At 59.7% G+C, this 26730-nt stretch carries 18 protein-coding genes; 4 read left to right on the top strand and 14 right to left on the bottom strand.

The window, feature by feature from the left end; genetic code table 11:
* Nucleotides 1-102 precede the first annotated feature (102 nt).
* The 5 genes from AA105894_RS06510 to AA105894_RS06490 form a co-directional block, all read right to left on the bottom strand.
* On the bottom strand, nt 103-1590 hold the full coding sequence (locus AA105894_RS06510; RefSeq protein ID WP_267310975.1) for an MFS transporter: 1488 nt from the start codon (nt 1588-1590) through the stop codon (nt 103-105).
* The gene (locus AA105894_RS06505) at nt 1587-3011 is read right to left on the bottom strand and encodes an FAD/NAD(P)-binding protein (protein ID WP_267310974.1); all 1425 of its coding nucleotides are present in this window, start codon (nt 3009-3011) and stop codon (nt 1587-1589) included. The genes AA105894_RS06510 and AA105894_RS06505 overlap by 4 nt, the downstream gene beginning before the upstream one ends.
* Entirely contained in the window at nt 3008-4219 is a 1212-nt protein-coding gene (gene ssuD, locus AA105894_RS06500; RefSeq protein ID WP_267310973.1) for an FMNH2-dependent alkanesulfonate monooxygenase, read from the bottom strand. The genes AA105894_RS06505 and ssuD overlap by 4 nt, the downstream gene beginning before the upstream one ends.
* On the bottom strand, nt 4216-5637 hold the full coding sequence (locus tag AA105894_RS06495; protein ID WP_267311050.1) for an NtaA/DmoA family FMN-dependent monooxygenase: 1422 nt from the start codon (nt 5635-5637) through the stop codon (nt 4216-4218). The genes ssuD and AA105894_RS06495 overlap by 4 nt, the downstream gene beginning before the upstream one ends.
* A gap of 71 nt (nt 5638-5708) precedes the next feature.
* Complete coding sequence (locus AA105894_RS06490) at nt 5709-6902, bottom strand: acyl-CoA dehydrogenase family protein (RefSeq protein ID WP_267310972.1); 1194 nt, start codon at nt 6900-6902, stop codon at nt 5709-5711.
* 270 nt (nt 6903-7172) lie between these two features.
* On the opposite strand from AA105894_RS06490, the gene AA105894_RS06485 reads away from it, so the two are divergent.
* The gene (locus AA105894_RS06485) at nt 7173-8576 is read left to right on the top strand and encodes an aminotransferase-like domain-containing protein (RefSeq protein WP_267310971.1); all 1404 of its coding nucleotides are present in this window, start codon (nt 7173-7175) and stop codon (nt 8574-8576) included.
* A 399-nt stretch (nt 8577-8975) separates the two neighbouring features.
* Entirely contained in the window at nt 8976-9212 is a 237-nt protein-coding gene (locus AA105894_RS06480) for a hypothetical protein (RefSeq protein WP_188424577.1), read from the top strand.
* A gap of 43 nt (nt 9213-9255) precedes the next feature.
* Here AA105894_RS06480 and AA105894_RS06475 read toward each other — a convergent pair whose 3' ends face one another.
* The 8 genes from AA105894_RS06475 to glgA form a co-directional block, all read right to left on the bottom strand.
* Nucleotides 9256-10347: a glycosyltransferase gene (locus AA105894_RS06475; protein WP_267310970.1), complete on the bottom strand. Its 1092-nt coding sequence runs from the start codon at nt 10345-10347 to the stop codon at nt 9256-9258.
* The gene (locus tag AA105894_RS06470) at nt 10344-11276 is read right to left on the bottom strand and encodes a galactosyltransferase-related protein (protein ID WP_267310969.1); all 933 of its coding nucleotides are present in this window, start codon (nt 11274-11276) and stop codon (nt 10344-10346) included. The genes AA105894_RS06475 and AA105894_RS06470 overlap by 4 nt, the downstream gene beginning before the upstream one ends.
* Nucleotides 11273-12406, bottom strand: coding sequence for a hypothetical protein (locus tag AA105894_RS06465; RefSeq protein ID WP_267310968.1), 1134 nt, complete (start codon nt 12404-12406; stop codon nt 11273-11275). Before AA105894_RS06465 ends, AA105894_RS06470 begins: the two co-directional genes overlap by 4 nt.
* Nucleotides 12403-13779 carry a glycosyltransferase gene (locus AA105894_RS06460; RefSeq protein WP_267310967.1) on the bottom strand — a complete coding sequence of 459 codons (1377 nt, stop codon included), beginning with the start codon at nt 13777-13779 and terminating at the stop codon, nt 12403-12405. The genes AA105894_RS06465 and AA105894_RS06460 overlap by 4 nt, the downstream gene beginning before the upstream one ends.
* A 217-nt stretch (nt 13780-13996) precedes the next feature.
* Nucleotides 13997-16630: a malto-oligosyltrehalose synthase gene (gene treY / locus AA105894_RS06455; protein WP_267310966.1), complete on the bottom strand. Its 2634-nt coding sequence runs from the start codon at nt 16628-16630 to the stop codon at nt 13997-13999.
* A 5-nt stretch (nt 16631-16635) separates the two neighbouring features.
* Complete coding sequence (gene treZ, locus AA105894_RS06450) at nt 16636-18390, bottom strand: malto-oligosyltrehalose trehalohydrolase (protein WP_267310965.1); 1755 nt, start codon at nt 18388-18390, stop codon at nt 16636-16638.
* Nucleotides 18391-18414: 24 nt separating this feature from the next.
* The gene (gene glgB, locus AA105894_RS06445) at nt 18415-20631 is read right to left on the bottom strand and encodes a 1,4-alpha-glucan branching protein GlgB (RefSeq protein ID WP_267311049.1); all 2217 of its coding nucleotides are present in this window, start codon (nt 20629-20631) and stop codon (nt 18415-18417) included.
* Between the two features lie 51 nt (nt 20632-20682).
* Entirely contained in the window at nt 20683-22326 is a 1644-nt protein-coding gene (gene glgA, locus AA105894_RS06440; RefSeq protein WP_267310964.1) for a glycogen synthase GlgA, read from the bottom strand.
* 205 nt (nt 22327-22531) lie between these two features.
* Between glgA and glgX the strand changes: the two genes are divergently transcribed.
* On the top strand, nt 22532-24664 hold the full coding sequence (gene glgX / locus AA105894_RS06435) for a glycogen debranching protein GlgX (RefSeq protein WP_267310963.1): 2133 nt from the start codon (nt 22532-22534) through the stop codon (nt 24662-24664).
* Nucleotides 24665-24704: 40 nt separating this feature from the next.
* Here glgX and AA105894_RS06430 read toward each other — a convergent pair whose 3' ends face one another.
* Nucleotides 24705-25154: an Lrp/AsnC family transcriptional regulator gene (locus AA105894_RS06430; RefSeq protein ID WP_267310962.1), complete on the bottom strand. Its 450-nt coding sequence runs from the start codon at nt 25152-25154 to the stop codon at nt 24705-24707.
* A 117-nt stretch (nt 25155-25271) separates the two neighbouring features.
* Between AA105894_RS06430 and AA105894_RS06425 the strand changes: the two genes are divergently transcribed.
* Nucleotides 25272-26729 (top strand): aminotransferase class V-fold PLP-dependent enzyme, encoded by a 1458-nt coding sequence (locus AA105894_RS06425; protein ID WP_373316739.1) that lies wholly within the window; start codon nt 25272-25274, stop codon nt 26727-26729.
* The last annotated feature ends 1 nt before the right edge of the window (nt 26730 follow it).

Genomic DNA, 26730 nt, shown 5'->3' with positions numbered 1-26730 from the left:
CGGAGAGACGCAGTTTTTCATCATGTCAGCTTTTCCGGCTGGAACTGGTTCTGGATGAGCAGGGCGCGGCCGGGTGAAAAACGGCCGCGCCACAGCGATGAGTCACACGCTGCGTCCTGAGGGGCAGAGCGTTTCATGCGGCAGGGAACGACGAGCGGTGTCGAGGGCGCGTTCCAGCGCCTTGTCGCTATCGGCGTCATAGCCAAACACCTCCCAGCGCAGGACAAGATGGAGCGCTATGCCAACAACCGGGGCAATCAGAATGACCCAGAAAATCGTCGTGCCCATCGAGGTGAAGGCCGAGGGCAGCGCCCACATGCTCAATGTTCCGGCAAACCCGGCCACGAAATTGGTAAAGCCAATTCCCGTGCCACGCAGTTCGGTCGGATAGCTGAGCGTCGGATACACCATCTGCTGGCAGCCGGGGCCGAAACCCTGAGCAAACAGAAAGGCCGCAAACCCTGTCATGACCAGCACGATACCGAGCGTGGAATGGGGCGTGCCGACAAGCGCCAGAAGCAGAATGCCGACACATTGCAGCGCATAACCGGCCAGCGTGATGGGGCGTGAGCCGAAAGAGCGTGTCAGACGTACGCCCAGCAGCCCGCCGCTGAGGGCAAACACCAGATTGAGGGCAATAGAAACCGCCAGTACCTGGGTGCGGTCCAGATGCAGCATGGTGCTGAGCAGGCTCGGTGCGCCAAAGGCAATGGCGGCATAAGACGTGGCGCTGACGATTTTCATGCCGATCACAAGGATCGTCCGTCGCAGCAGCGGCGCACGCAGCAGGGCCATGATGCCCGGCGATGGCACGGGCTGTGGTTTGACCGCCACCTGAAGCACAGGGTCGATGCCATGGGTCTTGCGCAGGATGGCAGCGGCTTTTTCCAGATCGCCATGACGTGCTGCCCAGATGGGCGATTCACTCATGTAGCGGCTACGCACCAGAATGATGATCAGCGCAGGCACAGCGCCAAAACCCAGCGACGCACGCCACAGCCAGTCGGGGTGGCTGGCGGGTACGATCGCGTTGAGCGCAAAGACGATCAGAAAGCAGGCGGAAGAAGCCGCATACCAGGTGGGGCACCAGGCAGCAGCGCGCCCGGCCTTGCTTCCCTTGCCCGAAAGCTTGGAGAACTCGGAAAGAAAAGCCATCGCAACAGGCAGATCCATCCCGACGCCAAACCCCATCGCAAAGCGCGCCAGAATCAGAATGCTGGCCGTTGGCGCAGCAGCAGCAACCAGGGCTGCAATGACGAAGCAGGCCATATCGGCCATGAACACCGCATAGCGCCCGATGCGGTCGGTCAACCAGCCGCCAGACAGACTGCCAATGATGGTGCCGGCGCTCATGGCTGCCGCGACCATGCCGGTTTCGGAGCCGGAAAGGCCGAAATATTTCTGCACGTCGCCAATCCCGTAGGAGAGGGTCGTCAGGTCATAGGCGTCGAGAAACACACCGCCGAGCGCGAGCATGACGATGATATTGGCATGACCCCTGCCTGTCGGCCCCTGATTGATCAGGGCGGCAATGTCATCGGCCGAGCGAATGACGGGGCGCGAGGCAGGTTGGGGGGGCAGAGCACTCATGAGCGCACCTCATCCGAAAAGACATGTGGTGTCTGGGGCACGAGAGAAGCGATGGCGCTCGCTACTGACTGCGCATTTTCCGTTACCTCTGGCAGGCCCATCAGTTCACCGAACTGCCCGCGTGACAGCGGCCCTGCGATCAGCAGATCGGGGATGCTCCGCGTGCCGACACGCGCATGATGATCGGCCCCGGTATGAAGGCCGAGCCCGACAGGATCGGCCTCGAGAAGCCCTGCTGCGGCCAGTGCGCGCAGATAGGGCGTATGGCGCACGATCCCGGCATGATTGGGGCCTGTCGTGTTGACCACATGATCGACAACGCGGGTCTCTTCTGCGCCTCCTCGTGTTTTCAGGGTCAGGACAATCCCGTCCGCTGTGGCTTCTGCCGACAGCAGGCGGGCTGCGCCGAGGGTCAGGCGTCCTTCATTGAGACGTGTCTGCAGGATGTGATCGACCTGAGGGGCGATGCGAAACCGATGAACATCCCAGAACGGGCGGAGATGGCGTATCAGCCTGCGACGCTCGACCTCGTTCAGGGCGCCCCAGAGGCCGCGCCCCTGCTTGCGCACGGCATCGATGATCTCGTGCCATGAGAGATCGGCGTGTTCGCGCAGCGCAGAGCGGATGCGTTGCAGTAGCCCGAGCGCCGTCGTGGAAGGGATCAGCCTCAATATGTCCGACAGGGCCGAAGCCTGTGGCGCATGAGCGCGAGGGCGTAGTCCTCGTCTGGAAAAAGCCAGTATCTCGCCGCTATGGCCACGTGCCGTCAGGCTTGCCACGATATCGGCCATGGTCAGCCCTGTGCCGATAATGGCGACGCGATCCTGCGGGGCTATGCGCGACAGCGCATCGTCACGCCACGGATTGCCAATGATCCGTGGCTCCTGGGCCAGCGGCGCCAGAGGGGCTGGCAGGGAAGGGGCCGGATGCGTGGTGGCGAGCACCAGCCTTCGCGCCAGAAGAGATCTCCCCTCGCTGACGGCAATTTTCCAGTCTTTCCCCTCCTGTGTCACGTCCTCTGCCGTGCCGCGCAGATGGCGTAGCCGCCCTGTTTCCAGATAGGGGGCCAGACGTGCTGCCAGATAACGGCCGAACAGCGCGCGCGAGGGGTAGAGATCGCCCGATGGCAGAAAAGCATCAGGGTCGACGGCGGCCAGGGCATCAAGGTCGAGCCAGTCGCGAAAATCGCACGGCTTTGCCGTCTGAAGGCTCATGCGCGACGCAGGCACGTTGATGCGATGCTGCGTGTCATGGGTGCCATAGGCCTGACCTGCGCCGAGCTGCTCACGCGGCTCGATAATGGTCACGCCATGACGCCCCAGATCGGGGCGAAGGCGCAAAATATGCCAGGCGACCATGGCGCCAGTCGCGCCGCCACCGATAATGACGATCGGAGTTCGGGTGTCTGACTGGGCCGTCATGAGGAGGAAACCCGGCCTGGCCGGTGGCTACCGGCAATGGTTTCACCAAATGGCCCCATATTGCTGCTGGCCTGCGCCGCACGCACGGGATGAGCGGTGGGCAGAAGCGGCAGAACGAGTTCGCCAAAGCGATAGGCTTCTTCGAGATGCGGATAGCCGGAGAGGATGAAACTGTCACACCCTGCGCGTCTGTATTCATCCATCCGTTCGGCAATGGTTGCCGGGTCACCCACGAGCGCCGTGCCTGCACCGCCGCGTACAAGGCCGACACCAGCCCAGAGATTGGGGCTGATTTCCAGCTTGTCGCGACGGCCGCCATGCAGGGCGCTCATGCGTGCCTGCCCTACGGAATCGAGGCGGGAGAAGACAGATTGCGCCTCGGCAATGGTGGAGTCATCGAGCTTGGAAATGAGGCGATCGGCCTCGCGCCAGGCTTCTGCCGTCGTCTCGCGGGCAATCACATGAAAACGGATGCCAAAGCTGACTTCGCGCCCCGCTTTTGCGGCTTCCTCACGGACGCGGCTGATCTTCTCGCGCACGAGCGCCGGAGGTTCGCCCCAGGTGAGATATTTCTGCACACGACGCGCCGCAATATCGATGCCGACATCGGAGGAACCGCCGAAATAGAGCGGAGGACCGTTTTCCTGATGCGGCGGAAAGAGCAGCCGCCCGTCTTCGATGCGGAAATGCGTCCCGTCATGGGCGACTGTCTCGCCACGCAACAGACGTGAGTAGATGTCGAGAAACTCGTCAGTAATGGCGTAGCGCGTGGCATGATCATGGAACAGGCCGTCTCCGCCATTTTCTCGCGGGTCTCCTCCCGTCACGACATTGATCAGAAGCCGCCCGCCAGAGAGGCGGTCAAGCGTTGCCGTCATCCGCGCAGCAAGCGTCGGCGATTGCAGGCCCGGACGCACGGCCACCAGAAATTTCAGACGTTCGGTCGAGGTGACGAGCGCCGAAGCTACGACCCAGCTATCCTCGCAGCTGCGCCCCGTCGGCAGCAGCACGCCGTAATAACCGAGTGAATCCGCAGCGCGGGCGATCTGCTGCAGATAAGGCAGATCGACCGCCCTGCCGCCCTCACTGGTGCCCAGATAACGGCTGTCGCCATGGGTCGGCAAAAACCACAGCACATTGATCTTGTCGGGAGCATTGTCTCCCGCAGCGATTTTTTCAGGGGTAGCGTTGAACGGGATCGTGGTCATGACAGGGCGCTCTCTTTCTGGGCGTTCGCATTCTGGGCGTTTGCTGGCGAGGGGCTCGCATTGGGGGCAGCTGTTTCGGTGCGGGGCTGAGGCGGGGCAAAATTTCTGCGCTGAATTGCAGCAGGGTGACTGTCCGGCAGGCGGTCACGCCCTGTCAGGCGGTGCCGCAGCGTTTCGCCCGGTTGGGCAGGTGCAGGCAGGCGCCCCCGACGACGCAGCTCTGGCGCGATGAGGGTTGCGTAATCATCGAGCGTTTCAGAGCTGTGATACTGGCGCAGGTTGATGCCATCGATGCCGTCTTCATCGAGCCAGATTTCGAGCGCATCGGCGATCTGCCCGGGTGTGCCGACAGCGAAGAACCGCCCCTCATCAAAGCTGGCAATCTGCTCGAGTGCCGCGCCAACCGTCAGTTCGGTGCCGAAGCGGCGCCCCATATTGCCAAGGCTGCGCCCGCTCTCGGCCAGAGCCTGCCCAATGGTGATGGCAGGATCGAACTGGCGCAGATCGATTTCTGACTGGGCATGAACGAGCGCACCTTCCACGCTGTAATAGGCGCGATACCGGGCAAGCTTGGCCTGTGCCTCTTCTTCCGTACGGCCAGCGATCAGACCGGCCATCACATAGAATTTCAGCTCGGCAGGATCTCGGCCCTGGGCTGCGGCTTCTGCTCTTGTCCGGGCAATATGAGAGCGCACCTCTTCCTGTGTGCGTCCGCCTATGAAGATCGCTTCGGCATGGCGCGCAGCTGTCTTGAGGCCGCGTGATGAGCCGGTCGCCTGAAACAGAACCGGCGTACGCTGGGGGGTGGGCTGAACCAGATGCGGCCCCTCGACACGAAAATGCGCCCCCTCATGGTTGATATGACGGACACGCGAGGGATCGGTGTAGCGGTCTGACTCGCGGTCCTGAATCACCGCGTCTTCCTGCCAGCTCCCTTCCCAGAGCTTGTAGAGAACATCGAGATATTCATCGGCGCGATCATAACGGCTGTCATGCTCAAGCTCGCCATCGAGCCCGAAATTGCGGGCAGCGTTGGGGAGGTAGGAGGTGACGACATTCCACCCCACGCGCCCGTTGGTCAGCAGATCGAGCGTGCTCATCCTGCGGGCAAAGGCGAAAGGCGGCTCATAGGTGGTCGAAAATGTGGCGGCAAAGCCCAAAGTCTCGGTAACGGCAGCCATGGCCGGAATCAGGGAGAGCGGATCGAGATTCGGGATCTGCAGCCCAAGCCGTAAAGAGGCATCGAGCCCGCCAAAACGGTCATAGATTCCGATCACATCGGCCAGAAAGATCGCATCCATTCCGGCGGCTTCGGCGCGTCTGGCTGTATCGAGCCAATAGCCCATCTCGCCAAAGCGGTGACGGTTATTGCTTTCCTCGCGCCACATGCCATGCACGATATGGCTCACACAGGCCATTTCGAAGAGATTGACGTGCAGGGTCTTGAGGGTGCCGCTCTTGGAATGAGAGGGCTGGCGCGAGGAAGAGGTCATGCGGCTTCTCCGGCGCGACGGGTTTCGGCCAATCGGCGCAGACCGTCGCGATAGGGTGTCCAAAGTCGTGTGCCGTTCAGCGCCACATCGCCAAGCTCGCGCTGGCGCTGTGCGGCGGGGTTGTGCGAGGCAAGGGTGCGGGCATTGCGCCAGTGGCGGTCGAGATCGAGCGATTCAGACGTGGCAGAGGCGCCACCCACCTCGAAAAGCGTCGTTGCTGCCTCGAGTGTCTGCTGGGTGATGATCTGCTGCGCCTTGAAGATCTGCTCCTGCGCCTGCTCGATGGCATCGTCGTCATGCGCGCCCGCCAGAAAGAGCGGTTCGATGGCTTCGAGGGCTCTTGCGCCCTGATCGGCCAGAACAGCAGTGGAATAGGCGAGGGAAGACAGACGGCCGACCACGCTCTGAACGATAGGGTCATGTCTTTGGCTGACCTTGCCCGGCACGCCAAAAACGCGTTCGCGCGGGCGAACAAAAGCCAGAGCATCCTGCAACACAGCCTGGGCAATGCCTGCCAGGGTCGTGTTGTGGAATTGCTGATAATACGCACCCAGAAAAGGCTGGCTGGGGGGCGTATCGGCAGGGGCCCGCTCGACGATCTGGTCGGGGGTGAGGGCGACCTGATCGAACAGGGTCGTGCCGCTGCCGGTCAGGCGCTGGCCGAAACCATCCCAGTCATCCAGCCTCGTGACGCCGGTTGCCGTGGCGGGCACCAGAACACGCACTCTGTCGCCGCCCAATGTCGCCCAGACAATGATCCAGTCGGCATAAAGTGTGCCGGTCGAATAATATTTGCGGCCATTGAGCACGAGACCGTTCAGTCCGTGGGTCACCTCGGTCGTCACGCTGGTTTCGTTGGCACGCTCGGCCATGGCTGCGCCGAAGATTCTGTTGTCACGGACAAGGCCCTGCCAGGTTTCGGCCTGGGGCAGGCCGGCGCGCAGTGTTTCGACAAAGGCAAAATGGGCGCGGAAAATCTGGGGTAGATTCGAATCCGCACGCGCCAGTTCGCGCAGTTGCACGAAGCTTTCCGACAGGCTGAGCCCGTAACCGCCTTCGTTCCTGCCAAGGCGCAACCGGCCGAATCCTGCCTCAGCAAGGGCGGAAACGGCATCGTAGGGGCGTGTTCCCTTACGGTCACGATCTGAAGCGCTCTTGCCTATATCACTAAAAATATTGGTAAAACTCATCGGGCGACTTCCTTGCGAAATGTGGTGTGAAGACGATTCCACATCGTCCGAGCGTTGTTATTCTTTTATAACAAATCAATATGTGGGTGCATGTCAACGTGAAATGCGTTGATTTGAAAATACAACTATGAATTATAGTTAAATAAGGCATGACAACATTTCTGTCCCGGAGTGATCCTGGTTGCAGGAATGTCCGCAGACGGGGCCATTTCAGGCCGGGCCAAGGGGCGCTAGAAGAGCGGGATAGGCGCTAAGGGAGAGAGAAGCAGCATGGCGGCCGAAGCCTGTCTCGAAGGATGGAAAATCGCGATCAGCCGCGATACGGGCGCGCTTTATCTCGCGATTGTCGAAGCCATTGCTCAGTCCATACGCAAGGGCGAGTTGCAGGAAGGGGAAAAACTGCCGCCACAGCGTGTGATCGCCACCCGTCTTGGCACCAATCTCAGCACAGTCACGCGCGCCATTGCCGAGGCGCAGAAGCGCGGCCTGCTCGATGCCACTGTCGGTCGTGGTACTTTTGTCAGGATCAATGCAGGCGGTAGTTCCTGGCGCGTTGCGGGAGGAAGCGTTCTTGACCTGACCATGAATTCGCCGCCTCTGCCCCAGGATCCGGGCATTCAGGCCATGATCCAGGGTGAAATTGGCGCCATCTTCAAACAGCAGGATGCGCAGTCGCTCATGTCATATCGCGTGACGGGCGGTACGTTGCAGGACAGGCAACTGGGCATGCAGTGGCTGGCGCCGGTTCTGGGCAGGCGGCGTGCCAGTGAAATGCTGATCGTGCCCGGCGCGCAGGTGGCTCTTTCGGCCATCATGAGTTCGCTCATGAGACCGGGCGAGGCCATTGTAACCGATCTCTTCACCTATCCCGGCATGCGCTCGATCGCCGCCCAGTTCGGCTATGTGCTGCTGGGCGTAGAGCAGGATGAGGAAGGGATGATTCCCGAGGCGCTGGAAGAGCTTTGCGCCCGGCATCGCCCGCGTGTGCTCTACTGTACGCCAACACTGCAGAACCCCACGACGGCAACATGGTCGGTGCCTCGCCGTGAGGCCATTCTGGCCATTGCGCGACGCTTTCAGATGAGCGTCGTCGAGGATGATCCCTATAGTCTTCTGCTCAAGGCACCTCCACCGACGCTGGCGATGCTCGACCCGACAAGGGTGATCTATGTCGCCACCATGTCGAAGGTTCTGAGCCCTGGTCTGCGCACGGCCTATATCGTGCTGCCGGGGGCAGAAATGACCCGGCGCATCACCTCGGGAGTGAGAGCTATCTGTCTGGCCAAGGCCGGTATTCTCGACGCCATCGTTTCACGCTGGATCGAGACCGGCCTGGCACAGCACTGCCTGCGCAGCATTCGCGATGAGCTGACACAACGCCACATGGTCATGCGCCAGATACTTGGTACGCGGGCGCCCGACAAAACACCGAGCCCCCATGTCTGGCTGCCTTTGCCAGAATGGTGGAGCAGTGCCGATTTCGTGGCTTTCGCCCGCCGTCAGGGTCTGGCCCTTGTGCCCAGCTCGGTCTTTACCGTGAGTGGTGATCCCCCGGCTGCGGTGCGCATGGCGCTGGGTAGCGCGTCGGACCTCTCCGAATTGCGGGATTCGCTGACCAATCTGCGCTCTGTGCTGGAATATCGCCCGGCAGAAGGATTTTCGGACGTTGTCTGAGGGGGCCTGAGGCGAGGAACCGGCCTTTGAAAAGACTGGCTTACCGCGAATTCATCTGAAACATCCCGAGCAGACGATCACGAAAAAGAGAGAAAATAATAAAGCCAGAACAATAACTTACTTGGTTTCGTGGCGATTGTTTTTTCACATGGGTCATATTGTATGCATTTGTATGAGCTGAATTGATCGAGAATACGATAAAGATTTTTTTGTATGGTTTTTCGTATCCATACAATTTCTTGCGCCGAGGGTCAGAACTCCCCATAGAATAGGGCACCAGCCGCTTTTGCCCCAGCTGGATGTCTCTCATCGGACATGCAGGGCAGGCGGCGTTGCTTATCAAGCTTGGCGCCGCGGACGCACCATTCACCGCCGACGCCTCTCTCAAGGAGAGTCAGGATGAACGCAGAACTCGCTAATCCCTCGCTGGCCGCACAGGAAGAATCCGCCCAGCGGCGCCTGCGCTATCGCATGATCGCCATGGTGGTGGGTGTGCTCATGTTCCATGTCTGCCTTGCCTGGGCCGTTGCAGGAACGTCGGTCGATCTGGAAGATCATTTCCACACCAATTACTGGGCATTGGGCGGTACGCTCTTCTGGGCCATGTTTGCCGTCTATAACATGAGCGTTTCCTGAGCACAGAAGCCTCACCGGCGCTTTGAAATCTCAGGCTTGAAGGTCAGGCAGCAGCGTGCGTCCGTGTGTGGCACGCGATGACCTTCTCATAGAGTGCTTCATACCGGTCGACCATGCGTGAGAGGCTGAAATGCTCCTCCACGCGACGCCGGGGAATGATCCGGTCGATTTTGAGGGCCTCCAGGGTGGCCGCAGCCAGGGCAACAGGGTCATTGGGGGGCGCAAAACGTCCGGCTTCTTCGCCGATGATCTCACGTGCAGCCCCCTGGTCGAAAGCTGCAACGGGCAGGCCACTGGCCATGGCTTCAACCGCCACAAGCCCGAACGGCTCATCCCAGCATGGCGTGAAGAGCAGCAGGGCGGCCTCGCGCATCTGTACTGCCAGCCCTGCGCCGTCCAGCACGCCCCCATAGACGATCTTCTCGTCCAGTAGCGGGGCGATTTCCCTGTCAAAATAGGCGTCATCTTCCTTGACGCCGAAAAGCCTCAGCCCAATGCCGCATTGACGCGCAGCTCTTATCGCGTGGTGCGGGCCTTTATTTGGCGTGATCCGGCCACACCACAGAGCCTGATCCCCGCCTTTCCCTGACCATGGCCAAAGGGCGAGATCGATGCCGTTATGAACGATTTCGGCTGTGTCGGGCGTTCCCTCGGGCCACCAGCACAATGTCTGTCGCTGTGATGTGACCGTGGCCCGGTGGGTAGGGCTGAGACTGTCACGCACCACCCCGTGAATGGCTTCGAAAGGTGGCACATGCAGGGATGTGACGCAGGGAAGACCGCTCTTTTTGGCGCCCTGCATCACGAAACGATGGAGAGAATTATTGTGCACGACGTCGAAGGCATCGCTGAAAATGCGCGGACACGCCGAGGCGAAGGCCCTGTCGAGAACAGGATAGAGCCTGGGGTCAGGCCGGGCATTCTCCCAGGGGAAATCGCGATCGTAATGGACATCCAGAACAGGATCGATCGTAAAGCGCGCATCGCTGTCACCAGCCGCGAACAGGGTGACATCGTGCCCCCGTGCGATCAGCCCTTTGGCGAGATGAAAACTATGGGCTTCCATCCCGCCCTTGAAGGGTTCTGCGATCGGGTGACGCGGATGCGCGACGAGCGCAATGCGCAGAGGGCTCATTCTGCCGCAAGGCTCTGGGTGAGGGGGGCGGTGCGCTCTTCCAGGATGCGAATGACCGAAGCTGTATTGGCATAGGGCTGATGGCTCTGCTGCCCGGTCAGGGTAAAATCTGCCTCATCGGGTTGGCGCAGAATGCGGATAGGGCGCCCTGCAGTATCGTCTATCAGACCCATGAGACGGAAGGCATGCAGCCAGTGGCCCATAGTGCGATAGCCCCATTTGCCCTCGAAACGCTCTGCGTTTTTGACCACCGTCTCCAGATGATGCACCGGTGGCATGTGATGGGCATGGTGCTGGTGATAGACAAGCGCGCCTTTGAGCCAACCCAGCATCCCGCCGGAGAGGGTAAAGCCTTTGGCGTAGTCCGTATCCTCACCACCATAGCCGACATAGGTTTCGTCAAAGCCGCCCGACGCCATGAAGCTGTCCCGTCGTATGGCGAAATTCAATGACCAGAAACAGCGATAATCCGAGCAGATTTCAACGCCTTCTGCTGGCGGTCCGCGCCTGTCGGAGTGTCGGGCACAATTCTGTTCGAACCCGGCATATGTCCAGCCCGGCCGGGATGCGCCTGCCGGGAGGTACATGACTTCGCCCATCAGAAGCCCGTCACATTCTATGAGGCCTTTCTGATAGTCTCTCAGGCAATCAGGGGCCGGGATGCAATCGATATCCAGAAAAACCAGTGCCTCGCCGCTGGCGAGTGACGCGGCGCGGTTGCGGGCAGCCGATAGACGCAGGGCAAGAGGATCGATTTTCACCTGCCTTACCGGAAAAGGCATCTCGGGCAGATTGTCGTAGAGCGTGTCCTGCATGACCGCGATGATGAACTCGTGTGGCAGAACGCTCTGCCGTGCGAGCCCGAGCATCATGTTGACCAGATGCGCGGGCCGTCCTTTTGCGAGGGTCAGAACAGACAGGGTTTTCATGGAAGGAGAGTCTCACGGACAGGGGTGGGGTGGTCATTCCAGAAACGGGCGATCAGGCCTTCGATCCAGAGCGCGGTGCGTTCTGCAGGCTGGTCGTCGATGGCGGCGCGCTGGGTTTCAGGGGTGTGGCGGCTGTAGGTTTCGGTCAGCGCGCGCGACCAGGCCTGGGCGGAGCTGGGGAGATGCGGGCGAATGGTCGCCATCCCGGCGGCGGCGAGGCATTCCGCCTTGCGATGCTGCTCGTCGAAATACCGCCATTCCGGCACGGCGAGCCAGGGTTTGCCAGCCGCCAGGATTTGCTGGCAGGTTGTATTGCCTGTGCTGGCAATGATGCAGTCAGCTGCGGCGATATAGTCTGCGGCCTGCTCGACCCAACCATGATGGACCAGATTGCCCGGTTCCGTAGCGTGCCAGTCGCGCGCCATGGGGCCGATCGTTATCCAGAGCGCTTCAGGCCTTGTGCGCGCGCCGACGGCGATAGGGGCTGCGGTGAAGCCGGTGCCGCCTCCGCCTGCCATGACAAGAATGATTTCGCGCGTGTCATCGAGTCCAAGGCGTCGGCGGGCGACCTCCCTTTCCGGAAGGCTGTCCGCCTTGCCAAGACCGCCTGCAAAAAAAATCCGGTTGCGCAGCGCGCCACACCACTCAGGCTGGGCGAGCTTGCCGGAAAACGGTGCCAGCACGCCAATCGCGCCGTCATACGCTGCCTGATGCCCCTCATCATCGCGATCACCATGCTGGAGGATCTTGATATGAGGCACGCTGCATAATCTGCTGAGCTGAGCGATTTCGGCCGAAACGTCGCAGATCATTAGAGCGGGATTGGCCTCGACAAACCATGCGACGATCTGCCCCATTGCCTTGCGTATCCCCGGCCAGCCCAGAGGCGCGCAGTGAACGGTGCGCGGGGTCGGAATGTCTGCCAGCGCCTCATTTTCGTGTCCGTCTGCCTCGAAGAGCGACGGGATCCGTATCAGCTCGGCATGAGCCGGCAGCGCGGGGAAAAGATCATCGCGTGCGCAGAATATCGTGACCGGTCGCGACGACGGCAATGCGTTGATGATCGACAGGCATCTCTCGGCATGCCCGCGCCCCTGATGATGGACGAAATAACCGATAGGTCTGGTCATATGACGGTTCCTGAAAGGGCGGCGTGACCGGGTTCAATGAGGGGCAGGCCAGAACCGGTCGCAAAGCCGCGAGGCGCCAGATCGTGTTTTTTCCGGGCAAGCGAGCGGTAGACTGCGATCGAGGCGCGGGCATAAGCCTCCCAGTCAAGCAGAGGGGCTGCGCGTCTTGCCGCTGTGGCGAGGTGCTGTCGGAGTTCTGGCCTGTCCAGCAGACGATGAAGCGCCAGCCTCAGAGCGTCTGGCGAGTCAGGTGAAACAAGAAGGCCATGGCCAAGCCGGTTGAGAATATCCACCGGACCACCCTGGTTTGTGGCTATGACAGGAAGGCCTGCTGATGCGGCCTCCAGTAGGGTCAGACCGAAGGGTTCATGACGTGCGGGATTGACGAAAACACCCCCCGATGCGGCAGCATGCCGATAGAGCCCCGCGACATCATCGGGGCTATGGCTGGAGGGAAGCGCGAAGCAGCCATCGAGACTATAACGGGCCCGCATCTGCTTGAGCTTTGACACGACCCCGGCTTCTTCCGTTCCCGGATGGAGAAGCGTGTGTTGCCCGCTCAGAATAACGAGATTGGCCTTGCGCTGAAGGGCTGTGTCCTGCGCGTATAGCGTCGCAAGGGTAGCTAGATTTTTCTTCTCGACAGGGCGCGCAATGGCAAGGATGAGGGGCCGCTCCGGATGCGTCAGCTTCCCTTTTAGGAAGCCTGCGCCGTGTTCGGCATCCACGTCATTCAGAGCGGGAACCCCAGGGGAGATAATGTGTGTTTTTCCCCTCGCTGTTGAGACGCCGTAGCGTGGGATCTGGCAATCGGCCTCATCTCGTGTCGAGACAATCAGGGCGTCAGTGTCACGAATGGCGCATGTCTCAAGGGCAATCCTGTCATACAGTGCCGGAGATGCCGCCCCGCCAGAGTGGAGCTTGTCGATACCGAGCGCATGAGGCGTATAGACGACCGGAATGCGCTCGCTTTTCGGCACGGAGAGCGCAAGAGACGCGGCATCTGCAAAATGCACATGAGCGACGTCAGGGCGGTAGTCGGGTCGGGCCAGAAGCCGCCGCAGGGCATATGAAAGCGCAGGGAGCTGGGCGGAGAGCGCCTCCTTTTCGCAATAGGGACCACCCGGCGCACCTAATCTGACAATCGTGATCTTGTCGGAAACAGGTTCGATTTCCTGATCATGAACCGCGCCAAGACGCTCATTGCTGAACCGTCTTGTTACGATAGTAATCCGATCGACCTCGGGGCAGCGCTCCTGAGCGAGAGCTGCCCCGAGCACATACGCAATATGGCCGCCGGTATCGGGGGTGATGCCATAGGTGATAGGAGGAGCGCGGAGGCAGCCGCCAAGCGCAATATGGAGAATATGCACGCGTCACCTCATCTATGGGGCGATAGAACGCCACCTTATGAGAGGCAGTTTCTAATGCGGGTGATCGAAAATCGCATTGATGCAAAATGATGCTGAAATGGAACAGATGGCCGATTGTGGGCCATTCTTCACCCGGCCTCGGGAACCGGACCGGACTCATCAAAAAAGGGGAGAGGGTTGCCCCATCTCCCCTTTTCTCTCGCGGGTGATTTGTTGTCTATTTTTTGAAGAGAACATCGATTGGTACGGCACGATCAAGATAGGCGAGAGAGAATGCCTCGCCCTTCGTGCTCGTGTATTGGTGGAGCAGACTCTCCCATTCGCCCTCAACCGCAAGATGAGTCTCCGCCCAGCCGGAATGGACGGTGCTCAGATCATTATTGGGGGAGAGGGCCATGGTCAGGCGCGGTGCGATGACCAGATAAGCCCCCTCGGGGCTTTCACGTTCAAAGGCTATCACATGCTCTGAAAGCGGTCCCGTGACAGCCACAGGCAGATACCGCCCGGCTTCGAACAGATTTGGCTGCCTTAGCCGTAGGCCCAGAACTGTCTCGATAAGGGCCTGCTTGGCGCGTCCCGTTTTCCAGTGATGGCAACTCTCAGCGAAACCTTCGCCCTTCTCCAGATCCTGCGACAGTTTTGCGTAATCGACCGGGCGGCGGTTATCGGGGTCGACGAGGCTGAAATCCCACCCCTCTCGACCCTGATACAGATCCGGCACCCCTGGGCTGGTCATGCGCAGCAATGTCTGGGAGAGGCTGTTGAGGGCAGCGCTGTTTTCCAGCCGATTGATATAGGTGGTGAGTTCCTCGCTGAACTCACCCCCCACGCACGCCTTGGCAAAGGTCAGACAGGCCTCTTCATAGGCCTCGTCGGGCGTACTCCATCCCGTGCGCTCGCCTGCTTCCCGCAGTGCCTTGGTGAGATAGGCCTCCAGTCGCTCCGGGTAGGCAGCCATCTCGCTCTTTTCCAGCGGCCACGAGGAAATCAGCGTCTGGAAAATGAAATAGGCATCTGCCGGAACCGGTGACGGACCGTGAGAGGTCTTTTCGAGAAGGGATTCTGTGTGGGCCAGCCAGTGTCGTGCTGTATGCGGCCATTCGGCCTCAGGCTCGCTCAGCACCATCAGTCTCGCACGGCCATCCTCACCCCGTTTGTGGTCATGGGTTGCTGTCGTCAGCAATGCCTGAGGATGAGTGGCAAGGCGCTCCTTGTTCGATGTGTGAAACTGGAGCACTGAGGCGGCAAACCGGTCAGGGCTACAACCGACATCATTACGGGAGAGCAGACGGGCATAGCGATAAAATGCCGTGTCTTCGCCTGCCTTTGCGGTGAGCGGTGCTGTCAGATGTTCGAAACGCTCGAGAATGTCCTGACGCTCTGCTGTATCGATGCGTGCATCGGCAAGATACTGACAGATCTGGTCGAGAATATTGTGCTGATAGGCGGGCAGCATGTGCTGGGCCGCAAGGCGCGCCCGATCGATTGCGCGGAAATCGGCGCCTGAATCGCCCCCATCGGCAAAATAGCTGCGATAGACCGGAAAGGCGGTCAGAACCGCACGCAACGCTGCGCCAAGGGCATGGGGTGTGAGGTCGCGCTCCTGCGGAAATTCCTTTGCAAGCAATGCGACCAGGGTTTCGAATTCGCCGACGAAAGAGGTGTCGAGCTTCTCGTGGCGTGCGGTCTGCTCGACTTCCTCGAAATCGGCCGGGCCGAATGCCGACCAGAGTTCGGTGATCGGTGTTTCACCTTTGGGATGGTGCAGCAGGAGATCGACCTGCTCGAGAAAATCATAGCCGGTCGTTCCTGTGACGGGCCATTCGAGGGGGAGGATCTCGTTTCGCTGCAGTATTTTCTCGACGAAGAACGGCGCCTGCTCCTGCAAGGATTCAGGGCGTTCGCGACGCAATGTATCCAGCCGTGCGCGCAGGCGTGTGCAATATTCGGCCGGACGGGCAAGACCATCGACATGATCGACGCGCAATCCGTCGATCAGCCCCTCGCGATACAGATCGAACACCAGACGATGCGCGTCATCGAAAACGACACGCTGGTCCATACGCAACGCGACGAGGGAGGTCACATCGAAAAAGCGCCGCCAGTTGATGAGATCACCGGCAACGCGCCACCAGGCAAGGCGGTAATGCTGGGCATCGAGGAGTGTACGCAGACGCGCCCGCCCGGCCTTGGTGTGATGGTCCAGCAATGTCTTGAGGCGGTCCAGAACGGCTTCGCCTGCAGCGGAATTCGGAAAATCTGCGTCGACAGGACGGCCATTGTCGTGACCGGCCTCTTCGAGCAGTGTTTTCTCGCTTTCCGGCGAGAGCGGAAAACGCTGATCGCTGTAATGCAGTACCGCGTGATGGCTGGCTGCGTCGAAGCCGAGCGTCAGCTCGCCTGAATGGATAACGTCACCGAGGGGCGCCCCCAGGAAAGGGAGAAGCACCTTGTGATGCAGGCTCACATCCGCCGGGCGCCAGTCGATGTCGAAATGCTGGGCATAAGCGCTGCGCTGGCCGAGACGCAGAACATCCATCCACCAGCCATTATCGGGGCCGACACCCATATGATTGGGAACGATGTCGAGAATCAGCCCCATGCCTTCCTGACGCAGCCTTGCCACCAGTCGGCGCAGCCCCTCTATGCCGCCGCGGTCGGGGTCGATGCGATGGCAGTCGATCGTATCATAGCCATGCATTGAGCCAGGTGTGGAAGCGAGAAGCGGTGAAGCATAGATATGACTTATCCCCAGCTTCCTGAAATACGGAACGAGAGGGATGGCCTGATCGAAAGTGAACTCGCGATGAAATTGCAGTCGAAGTGTAGCGGTAAGGGGGAGGGGGTTCATGTGCATTACTCCAGACCGGCGACGAGACTGCCAGGAGGAAGTTCTTCTACTGCTCGTCTGGTTGCAGAGCTATAGAGAAGCTTGCCCGGCTCACTGATCCTGCATGTTTCGTGATCGGAGAGATTGAGGGCGATGGTCAGGATGGCACCGTTGTCGAGTTTCCACCGGGCAAGCACGGATTTGTCGCCTATGACAGTCGCATTCAGGCTATGTGCCTGGGTCAGATACGGTGCGAGCCAGCGTTGGCGCAATGCCAGCAGGCTGCGCGTACGATCGAGCCAGATACGGCCTTCAAGCGTATTTCTCTCTTCCCGATCGGGCCGTGACGTGTCGAAGGTCGAAAGCGCATTGGGGTCAGGGATGGTCTTACGCTTTTCCGGATCCTGAAACGCCGAGAACTTCGCAAATTCCTTGCGTCTGCCTTCGCGAACGGCATCTGCGAGATCATCATGAAAATCGCAGAAGAAGAGAAAGGGCGAACGACATCCCCATTCTTCTCCCATGAACAGCATGGGTACCATCGGGCTCAGAAGCAAAAGCGCAAAGGCAGCGTGCAGCGCATCGGGCGAGGCAAGCGAAATCAGGCGCTCACCCAGAGCGCGATTGCCCGTCTGATCGTGGTTCTGCAGGAAGAGGATGAATTTCGATGCGGGCAGATCACCGCTCGGCATGCCACGCTTTTTGCCGGAATAGGGGTTGATCTCGCCCTGATAGGCGAAACCCTCATGCAGGACCCGGGCCAGTATGCGTGTTGGGTGTTCGGCAAACATCTCGTAATAGCCCTCGGTCTCACCCGTGAGCATGACATGCAGCACATTATGCCCGTCATCATTCCACTGGGCGGTAAAGCCGTCGCGCAGCAGGCCCGCATCGTTGTTCTCGTTTTCGAGAATCAGATGGACATGGCGCCCCTGTTCGACTTGCGAGGCAACGCGCTCGCGCAGTTTGCCGAACCAGGCATGGTCGGTGATCGCCGAGGCGGCGTCGATACGAACCCCGTCGAAGCGGAATTCCATCAGCCAGTAGAGCACATTATCGATGAAAAAATCGGCCACCTGTGGTTTGGCAAAAGCGATGCCTGTGCCCCAGGTGGAATTATTCTCGTGGTCGAAAAAATCCTTTGCGTAGTCGTGCAGGAAATTACCGTCAGGGCCGAAATGGTTGTAGACCACGTCGAGAATGACCATCAGGCCTTTATGATGCGCGGTATCGATAAGTCGCTTGAGGTCATCGGGCTCGCCATAGGCATTGGTGGGGGCGTAGGGCAGAACGCCATCGTACCCCCAGTTCCGTGTGCCGCCGAAGCTGTTGATCGGCATGATCTCTATGGCAGTAATGCCAAGTGTCTTGAGCTCGTCCAGCCGGTTGCGCACGCCCTCGAAGCCACCGAGCAGCCCTGCATGAAGTTCGTAAATGACAGCTTCACACCAAGGGCGTCCCTGCCATTGTGGCGTCTGCCAGGCATACTCTGCGGGTGCGGTGACGACGCTCGGGCCGTGAACGCCCTCCGGCTGGCTTTTGCTGGCGGGGTCCGGGACGGCTAGATCATCGCGCACCCGATAGCGGTAGCGCGCGCCTGACGGGCACTCTGTCACAAGAGTGAAAGTGCCTTCCTCGTCGCGCGCCATGGCACGCGGCGTGTCATTTTCGATTTCAAGAGAGACCGCCTGGCACGAAGGCGCCCAGAGCGAGAAACGTGTCGTTCCGTCGCTCTGAAGATTGGCACCGAACCGGGTCTGGTAGAAGAAATCTTTCTGCATCGGTGCCTTCCTGCTGAGGGAAACTCAGCGTCGCTTGGGGGTAAGATAGAGCACTGCGAGGGGAGGAAGTGTCAGAACGAGAGAATGTTCCATCCCATGAGCAGATTCCTGCTTTGCAAAGATGGGTTTTTCGAGGCCGATGCCCGAACCGCCGAACTCCGTGCGGTCTGTATTGAGGCGCTCTTCCCACTCACCGCCAAAAGGTACACCAATGCGGTATTCGTGGTGCACCACTGGCGTCATGTTGCACACGACGAGAACAGGGGGGGCGTCGGGCGCTTCACGCAGCCACGCGAAAACAGTGTTTTCGGTGTCGTCAGCAATGATCCAGCGGAAACCATCGTGATCGAAATCACGGGCGGAAAGCGCAGGTTCATGCTGATAAAGCGCGTTGAGCGTGCGCACCGTGTCGTACACGCCGCGCCCCAGCGTGTCGTGCATTCTGTGCCAGGCCAGCTCGCGGTCATTATGCCATTCTTCCCACTGGGCGAACTCGCCGCCCATGAAAAGCAGCTTCTTGCCGGGATAGGCCCACATCAACGCATAATAGGCGCGCAGATTCGCATGACGACGCCAGTCATCGCCCGGCATGCGTGACAAAAGGGAGCCTTTGCCATGCACCACCTCGTCATGAGACAGGGGAAGTACGAAATGCTCGGAATAGGCGTAGACCATCCCGAAGGTGATGTCCGAGCCATGATAGCGCCGCCAGAGCGGGTCCTGCTGCATGTAGCGCAGCGTGTCATGCATCCAGCCCATGTTCCATTTGAAACGGAAGCCAAGCCCCCCCACTTCGGGAGGAGATGTGACGCCCGGCCAGGCTGTGGATTCCTCAGCGATGAGAGCAGCATCCCGACAATAATCCCGGACGATGCCCGATAGCTCGCGCATGAAGCTAACCGCTTCAAGATTTTCACGCCCGCCATAGATATTGGGGCACCACTCGCCATCCTTGCGGCTGTAATCCCGATACAGCATCGAGGCGACGGCATCGACACGCAGTCCATCCAGATGGAAGTTTCTTAGCCAGTAGAGTGCGCTGCCCGTGAGGAAATTGCGCACTTCGGTACGACCGAAATTATAGATCAGGGTGTGCCAGTCCTGATGATAGCCTTCTTTCGGATCTGAATGTTCGTAGAGATGGGTCCCGTCAAAAAGAGCCAGCCCGTGGGCGTCGGACGGAAAATGGGCAGGCACCCAGTCCATGATCACACCGATATTGGCCTGATGGCAGCGATCGACAAAACGGGCGAACTCGGCGGGCGTGCCGTGGCGTGAGGTGGGCGCGTACATGCTGAGCGGCTGATAACCCCAGGACCCCGAAAAAGGATATTCGGTGATGGGCATCAGCTCGATATGGGTGAAACCCAGCTCGGTGATATAGGGGATGAGCTGATCGCCCAGATCGTTCCAGCTGATATAGCCTGTCGGGCTGTTGCGGCGCTGCCATGAGGGCACATGCAACTCATAGATCGAGATTGGCGCCCCCAGGGCCTGTCTCTCAGCGCGTTTCGCCATCCATTCCTGATCATGCCAGTCATGTTCCAGCGGTGGTGCAACGATAGATGCAGTCGCCGGTGGCAGTTCGGCATAACGGGCATAGGGGTCGGCCTTGGCAGGCAGGATCACGCCCCCCTGCGCCATGATCTCGAACTTGTAGCGTTCGCCGGAGCCGATGCCTGGCACGAATAATTCCCAGATACCGGCGCTGTGCCGCAGGCGCATCGGATGACGACGCCCGTCCCAGATATTGAAGTCACCGACGACCGAAACACGGTGGGCATTAGGCGCCCAGACGCTAAATCGTACTCCTGAAACCCCGTCGATCTCGCAGATATGCGCGCCCATGATCTGATCGATATCGCGATGGTTTCCTTCGGCGAAAAGATACAGATCAAGATCGCCGATCAGTGTGCCAAAGCTGTACGGGTCGTATGTCTCCTGCCAACCATCGGCCCATAAAATCCGCAGGCTGTAGCGCGTCGACTGAGCGCTTATCGAGGCGGTATAAATGCCGCGCTCGTCGATGCGGTCCATTTTCTTCTCGAGCGAAGGCTTGCCTTTGCGCTCAGCGACGAGACGCACTTCGACGGCATCAGGATAGAAGACACGCACGACGCCGCTGCGTCCTGCGCGGTGTCGGCCGAGATAGGAAAAGGGGTCATGAATGCGCCCTTCGACGATCTCGTCGATCAGAACTCTCTCCTGAGGCTTGAGAGCTTTTTGTGGCGTCAAAGCCATGTCGGTTTCGGTCATGGAGAACTGCGTTTCGCCTCAGAGTGAGAAATCGTGTCAGGACGTTGTGCCAAAACGGGGCAGATCCGTTTTGCCGAGGCCGGGATTGCGCGGGCGGCTTTGAGGCATTCTTGCCGTCCGCGTGAAGGAGGCATTCGGAGAGAGAGGCATACCCATATCGCTCAGTCTTGGGGCAATTTCGCCTTCACCGATGCTCCAGGCCGGGGCGCGCCCTGCCATTTCCAGAAGAAGCCGCGCGTAATGCGCCGCCTTTCCGTGCCAGGAGACATCATGCAGCGAGCCATTGCGCTGCAAACGAGCCCAGATCGACTTCTGTTTGAATAGTTTCTTGCCGTGCTTGATCGCCCGATAGAGAGCGTCGCCCTGCGTCGGGGCGAAGAGGATGCCATTGGCGACACCCTCCTCGATGGCTGCGGTATTGGCATCGACGATCGTATCGGTCAGGCCGCCAACACGGGCGGCGATGGGAACCGAGCCATAGCGCAGTGCGTGAAGCTGGGTCAGACCGCACGGTTCGAAGCGCGACGGAATGAGTGAGGCATCCACGGCGGAGTGGAGGCGATGACCGAGAAGCTCGTCATAGCGCAGATGGCAGACCAGATTACGTGGATAGGCAAGCTGCAGCGCACGGAATGACTGCATGATGTCGGCATCGCCCACCCCCACCACGGCAAGCTGGATATTGGTCTTGAAAAGGCGCGGGGCGATTTCGGCAAGGATATCGACCCCTTTCTGTCGGGTCAGGCGGCTGACGATCCCCAGCAGCATGGCATTCGGGTCCTGAGGTAGACCGAACTCAGCCTGAAAGACCCTCTTATTGGCTCGCCGCCCCGCGATATCGCCTATGGCATAGGGGAAAATAACCGCAGGGTCTGTCAATGAGTTCCAGTCATGCAAATCAATCCCGTTGAGAATGCCGTGTAGATCGGCAGCACGGCTGCTCAATAGGCCTTCAAGGCCCATGCCGTTTTCCGCGGTCTGGATCTCTTCAGCATAGGTTGGAGAGACGGTGATCAGGCGGTCGGCAATCTGCAGCCCCGCCTTGAGGTATCCGATTTTGCCGTAGAATTCGACGCCATCGAGGGTGAAAGCATGCTCGGGCAGCCCGATGCGGGATAGAATTTCACGTGGAAACAGACCCTGGAACGCCATGTTGTGAATCACGTGAGCCACAGGCGGCGCCGGACGCTCGTCATAACGAAGATAGGCAGAAACCAGCCCAGCTTGCCAGTCATGGGTCATGACGACATCAGGGCACCATTGAGCAAGACAACCCTGTGCGATGCAGGCCGCTACTCTTGAGAGTACGGCGAAACGCATGTCGTTATCGGCCCAGTCGCGGCCATCCGGCCCCAGATAAGGGCCGCCAGACCGTTCATAGAGTTCGGGTACGTCGACAACATAAAGATGGTGACCATGGGCTGCGCCTTCCCACACCGTAGCGCGATAACCAAGCATGTCCTGAAAGACATAGGCCTGCGTTTTGTTGGTGAGGGCCGACAACACAGACGGATAGCCAGGCAGGATGGTGCGCGTACGCACACCATGATGGCGCAGCGCCGTCGGGAGTGAGGCCGCGACATCACCCAGCCCGCCCGTTTTCACGAACGGAAACATTTCCGCCGTGACTGAAAGGAGCTGCAGATCCGTTGGAAGTGCAACGATCTGGTCTGTAGGCATGGCGGGCCTCGTTTTTTACAGGAAGCCGCAAGAAATGACGGCACCGAGATAATGGTATTACTTGTGAAACGCCGGGAAGCTAAAATCGTTATCACCTCGCGTTTATGTTATCAGCCCTTTCTCCTGCCTGCGCCGTTAGGCGTCTCGTTATCCCAGCCAGGATTGCGAAAACGCTGGGATATCGGGTCAGGATGGAAAGAAACCTATGAGTGATTCTTTTGAAAAACGCCTGAAAGAGGGAAGCCCGACGGAACGCGGCGCAGTCTATGATGGCAAGGGCGTCAATTTCGCGGTTTTCTCTGCCAATGCCGAGGCGGTCGAGATCTGTTTGTTCGACCAGAACGGAGAGAAGGAAACCGACCGGATCAGATTGCCGGAATACACCGATCAGGTTTTCCATGGCTGGGTTCCCGACCTGCGCCCGGGGCAGCTCTATGGTTACCGCGTGCATGGTCCCTATGAGCCGAATGAGGGGCATCGCTTCAACCCCAACAAGCTGCTGCTTGACCCGTATGCGCGCGAGCATTTCGGCGAAATCACCTGGAATCCTGCGCTTTTCGGCTATCAGCTCGGTCATGCCGACAAGGATCTGAGCTTCGATGATCGTGACAGCGCGGCTTTTATGCCCAAATGCGTCATCACCGATCCGGCCGCGCAGAATCTCCGCCCGCTTAAGACGCGCTGGACCGACACTGTGGTCTATGAGACCCATGTGCGCGGCTACACCCTCAACCATCCGCGCGTGCCTCGCAGGCTGCGGGGTACCTATGCCGGACTGGGCAACCGTCACGTCATCGAGCACCTGAAATCGCTTGGTGTCACCACCATCGAACTGCTGCCGATCCAGAGCTTCGTGGCTGACGAATATCTCGTGGATAAGGGCCTGACCAATTACTGGGGCTATAACACGATCGGCTATTTCTCGCCTGATACGCGCTATGCGGCTGATCAGGATGATGCGCTCTCAGAGGTGCGCCGCATGGTGGCGGCCTATCATGAGGCGGGCATCGAAGTGATCATGGACGTTGTCTATAACCACACGGCAGAGGGCAACGAGCTTGGCCCGACCCTGTCGTTCAAGGGACTCGACAATGCTTCCTATTACCGGCTCATGCCGGAAAATAAACGATTCTATATTAATGATACCGGCACGGGTAATACGTTTAACCTGACCAAACTGGCGCCAATACAGTTCGTTGCAGACAGCCTTCGTTACTGGGCGAACGAGATCGGTGTTGACGGGTTCCGGTTCGACCTCGGCACGATTCTGGCGCGCGAGCTCGATGGCTTTGACAGTGAGTCAGGCTTTCTCAGGATCTGCCGTCAGGATCCGACCCTGACGCATCTGAAGATGATCGCCGAGCCATGGGATATCGGCCCTGGCGGATATCAGGTGGGGCATTTCCCGCCGGGCTGGGCAGAGTGGAATGACAAGTTCCGCGATACGGTGCGCGATTTCTGGCGTGGCGAGGCCAAGGCCGATGTGCTCGCGCCCCGTCTGCTGGGCAGCCCGGACATGTTCAACCATTCGGGTCGGCAGGCCTGGGCGAGTGTGAACTTCATCACGGCGCATGACGGGTTCACTCTGCTCGATTGCGTCTCCTATAACGAGAAGCACAACGAGGCGAATGGCGAGGATAACAAGGACGGTACCTCTGATAATCGGTCCTATAATTACGGCGTCGAAGGGCAGACAGACGACGCAGAGATCAATGCGGTACGCTGGCGTCAGTGCCGGAACATGCTCGCCACCCTGATCTTCTCGCAGGGAACGCCGATGATTCTGGCCGGTGACGAGTTCGGTCGTACCCAGGGGGGCAATAACAATGCCTATTGCCAGAACAACGACATTTCATGGGTCAACTGGAGCATTAGTGAAGAGGGTGCACGGCTCTCCAAATTCACCACGCGGCTTCTGGCCCTGCGTCGGCGTTTCCCCATTCTGCGCCGCTCGCGTTTCCTGACCGAGGCTTACAACCCCGATCTCGATGTAAAGGAATTGAGCTGGATCAGCGCCTCGGGTGGCGTGATGCAGCAGGATGAATGGTCACAGGCCCAGTGTTTCGGTCTTATGCTCGACGGGCGCGCCCAGCCGAGCGGCATCATGCGCCGTGGCGCCGATGCGACCCTGCTGCTCATTCTCAACAGCTGGCATGACGTGGTGCAGTTCACCCTGCCCAAGGCGGAAGGGGAGGAGTGGAAGCTGCTTCTCGATACCAACCGGCCGGATGACGGCGACACGCTCGAGCAGGAGCTTTTCGCGCAGGAGAAGGTCTATACGGTTACAGGCCGATCGGTTCTGCTGTTCGAACTGATCACCCAGCCCGAGGCCAACTGATCAAATAAGGGCGGCGGCCATGTGTGGCCGCCCTTGAGTTTCAGACAGGCATATCCCTGTTATTGGCGATGGCCTCCATCGAGAGATAGGAGGTCACTGTATCGAGTTCGACCTTGCCGATCAGGGTCTGATAGATCGTGTCAAAGGCATTCATGTCCTTTGCGACGATCTTGAGCATATAGTCGTAATCCCCCGCCAGTCGGTGGAAATCGACGATATGCGGAATCGAGAGAATGGCCTCGCGAAACTGGCCGAGCCATTCGCGCGAATGATAGCGCGTGCGCACCATCACGAACACCGTCACGCCAAGACCGATCGCCTCCTGGGAGAGGCGTATCGTCTCGCCCTGAATGACCCCTTCAGCCCTTAGCTGGTTGAGGCGGCGCCAGCAGGCATTTTGCGACAGCCCAACCTTGTCGGCCAGTTCGCGCTGCGAGAGCGAGGCATCGTTCTGCAGCGTGCGCAGGATCGCCTTATCGATTTGATCCATAAAACCTCTGAAAACAGATCATTTGATAGAAAGATACCGCGTATCGTGAGGAAATAGGAGGAGTTTTCGCAGGGGAGTCGCAGTAATCTTTCCGCACTGCCACTTGGAGCCGCGTTCATGTTCACTCCCGAGACCTGTCTTGCCGATTTCGCCCATTCCCTGAGCATGCCCGAGGGGTTCGAGGCGCTGCGCAAGGGCGTGATTGGTGAGGGGGTGCCGGTGCCCGGACCGTTCGGCGATCATCCTTTGCTCTATGCCGATTACGTCGCATCGGGGCGGGCCCTTCTGCAGGTCGAGAACTTCATGCTCACGCAGGTGCTGCCCTATTACGCCAATAGTCACACCCAGGCGTCCTATTGCGGCCGCATGATGACCCGTCTGCGCGCTTCGGCGCGCGCCCAGATCGCCCGGCTCTGTCAGGCGCCTGCAGGCTTCAGCGTGGTCTTCACGGGCTCGGGCGCCACATCCGGAATCAACCGTCTGGTCAGTCTCATGGGCATCGGCGCAGCGATCGCAGCGGGTGAAACCCCGCTCGTGCTGATCGGCCCCTATGAGCATCATTCCAATATCCTGCCCTGGCGTGAGAGCGGGGCCGAGATCATCGAGATCGAGGAAGGACCAAAAGGCGGTCCCGATCTTGAAAGCCTTGAAAGGGTTCTGGCAGCGGTCAAGCCGGGGCGTCTCGTCGTCGGCGCTTTTTCGGCTGCCTCGAATGTGACGGGCATCCTGACAGACGTGGAGGCCGTGACGCGTCTGCTCAATGCTCATGGCGCCCGCTCGGTCTGGGATTATGCCGGAGGCGCCCCCTATCTCGCCATCGACATGAAGGCTGGAACCGAGGCTCAGAAAGACGCGGTTGTCATTTCGCCTCATAAATTCATCGGCGGGCCGGGCGCTTCGGGTGTGATGATCGTACGAGATGCGGCAGTAGCCATCACGCGCCCCAGCCTGCCGGGGGGCGGAACGGTGCGTTTCGTCTCGCCATGGGGGCATGACTATTCTGCCTGCATCAGCGATCGTGAAGAAGCCGGGACACCCAATGTCGTGGGCGATATCCGCGCCGCTCTGGCGTTTCTGGTCAAAGAGGCCATCGGGCAGGATTTCATGGATGCCCGTCACGCCACCCTGCGTCAGCGTGCGCTTGATGCGTGGCGCTCTGTCCCTGAAATCGAGCTGATCGGTACGGCGAAAGATGCGCCGGCACTCCCGATCTTCTCAATGCGCATTCGCGATCGCCAGCGTGGTGGCTATGTGCATCAGCAGCTCTTCACGCGGCTCCTGTCTGATTGCTACGGCATTCAGGCGCGAGGCGGCTGCGCCTGCGCCGGGCCTTATGCCCATCGCCTGCTTTCGATCGATGCCCCTGCTTCAGCCCTGCTGCGTCAGGCCATTCTCTCGGGGCAGGAAATCGAAAAGCCGGGCTGGACGCGACTGAATTTCAGCGTGCTGATGAGCGATGAAAAGGTCGATCGCGTCATCAATGCCGTCACGACACTTGCGCGCCAGCCTTACCCGATGGCCGATTTCTATCGCTGCGATGAGCAGACGGCGCGTTTCGAGGCGCTCTCGGCCTGAC

The sequence above is a fragment of the Asaia spathodeae NBRC 105894 genome, assembly GCF_025994195.1.
In the GTDB taxonomy this organism is placed as follows: Bacteria; Pseudomonadota; Alphaproteobacteria; order Acetobacterales; family Acetobacteraceae; genus Asaia; species Asaia siamensis.
The sequence above is the reverse complement of the archived record's forward strand: the minus strand, read 5'-3'. Positions and strand labels throughout refer to the sequence as shown.

Coding starts and splice junctions, on each gene's coding strand:
- glgX (WP_267310963.1), top strand. CDS start 22,532: ATGAGTGATTCTTTTGAAAAACGCCTGAAAGAGGGAAGCCCGACGGAA.
- glgA (WP_267310964.1), bottom strand. CDS start 22,326: ATGCCTACAGACCAGATCGTTGCACTTCCAACGGATCTGCAGCTCCTT.
- AA105894_RS06485 (WP_267310971.1), top strand. CDS start 7,173: ATGGCGGCCGAAGCCTGTCTCGAAGGATGGAAAATCGCGATCAGCCGC.
- treY (WP_267310966.1), bottom strand. CDS start 16,630: ATGAACCCCCTCCCCCTTACCGCTACACTTCGACTGCAATTTCATCGC.
- treZ (WP_267310965.1), bottom strand. CDS start 18,390: ATGCAGAAAGATTTCTTCTACCAGACCCGGTTCGGTGCCAATCTTCAG.
- AA105894_RS06505 (WP_267310974.1), bottom strand. CDS start 3,011: ATGACGGCCCAGTCAGACACCCGAACTCCGATCGTCATTATCGGTGGC.
- glgB (WP_267311049.1), bottom strand. CDS start 20,631: ATGGCTTTGACGCCACAAAAAGCTCTCAAGCCTCAGGAGAGAGTTCTG.
- AA105894_RS06475 (WP_267310970.1), bottom strand. CDS start 10,347: ATGAGCCCTCTGCGCATTGCGCTCGTCGCGCATCCGCGTCACCCGATC.
- AA105894_RS06430 (WP_267310962.1), bottom strand. CDS start 25,154: ATGGATCAAATCGATAAGGCGATCCTGCGCACGCTGCAGAACGATGCC.
- AA105894_RS06510 (WP_267310975.1), bottom strand. CDS start 1,590: ATGAGTGCTCTGCCCCCCCAACCTGCCTCGCGCCCCGTCATTCGCTCG.
- ssuD (WP_267310973.1), bottom strand. CDS start 4,219: ATGACCACGATCCCGTTCAACGCTACCCCTGAAAAAATCGCTGCGGGA.
- AA105894_RS06470 (WP_267310969.1), bottom strand. CDS start 11,276: ATGAAAACCCTGTCTGTTCTGACCCTCGCAAAAGGACGGCCCGCGCAT.
- AA105894_RS06465 (WP_267310968.1), bottom strand. CDS start 12,406: ATGACCAGACCTATCGGTTATTTCGTCCATCATCAGGGGCGCGGGCAT.
- AA105894_RS06425 (WP_373316739.1), top strand. CDS start 25,272: ATGTTCACTCCCGAGACCTGTCTTGCCGATTTCGCCCATTCCCTGAGC.
- AA105894_RS06495 (WP_267311050.1), bottom strand. CDS start 5,637: ATGGCCTGTGTGAGCCATATCGTGCATGGCATGTGGCGCGAGGAAAGC.
- AA105894_RS06490 (WP_267310972.1), bottom strand. CDS start 6,902: ATGAGTTTTACCAATATTTTTAGTGATATAGGCAAGAGCGCTTCAGAT.
- AA105894_RS06480 (WP_188424577.1), top strand. CDS start 8,976: ATGAACGCAGAACTCGCTAATCCCTCGCTGGCCGCACAGGAAGAATCC.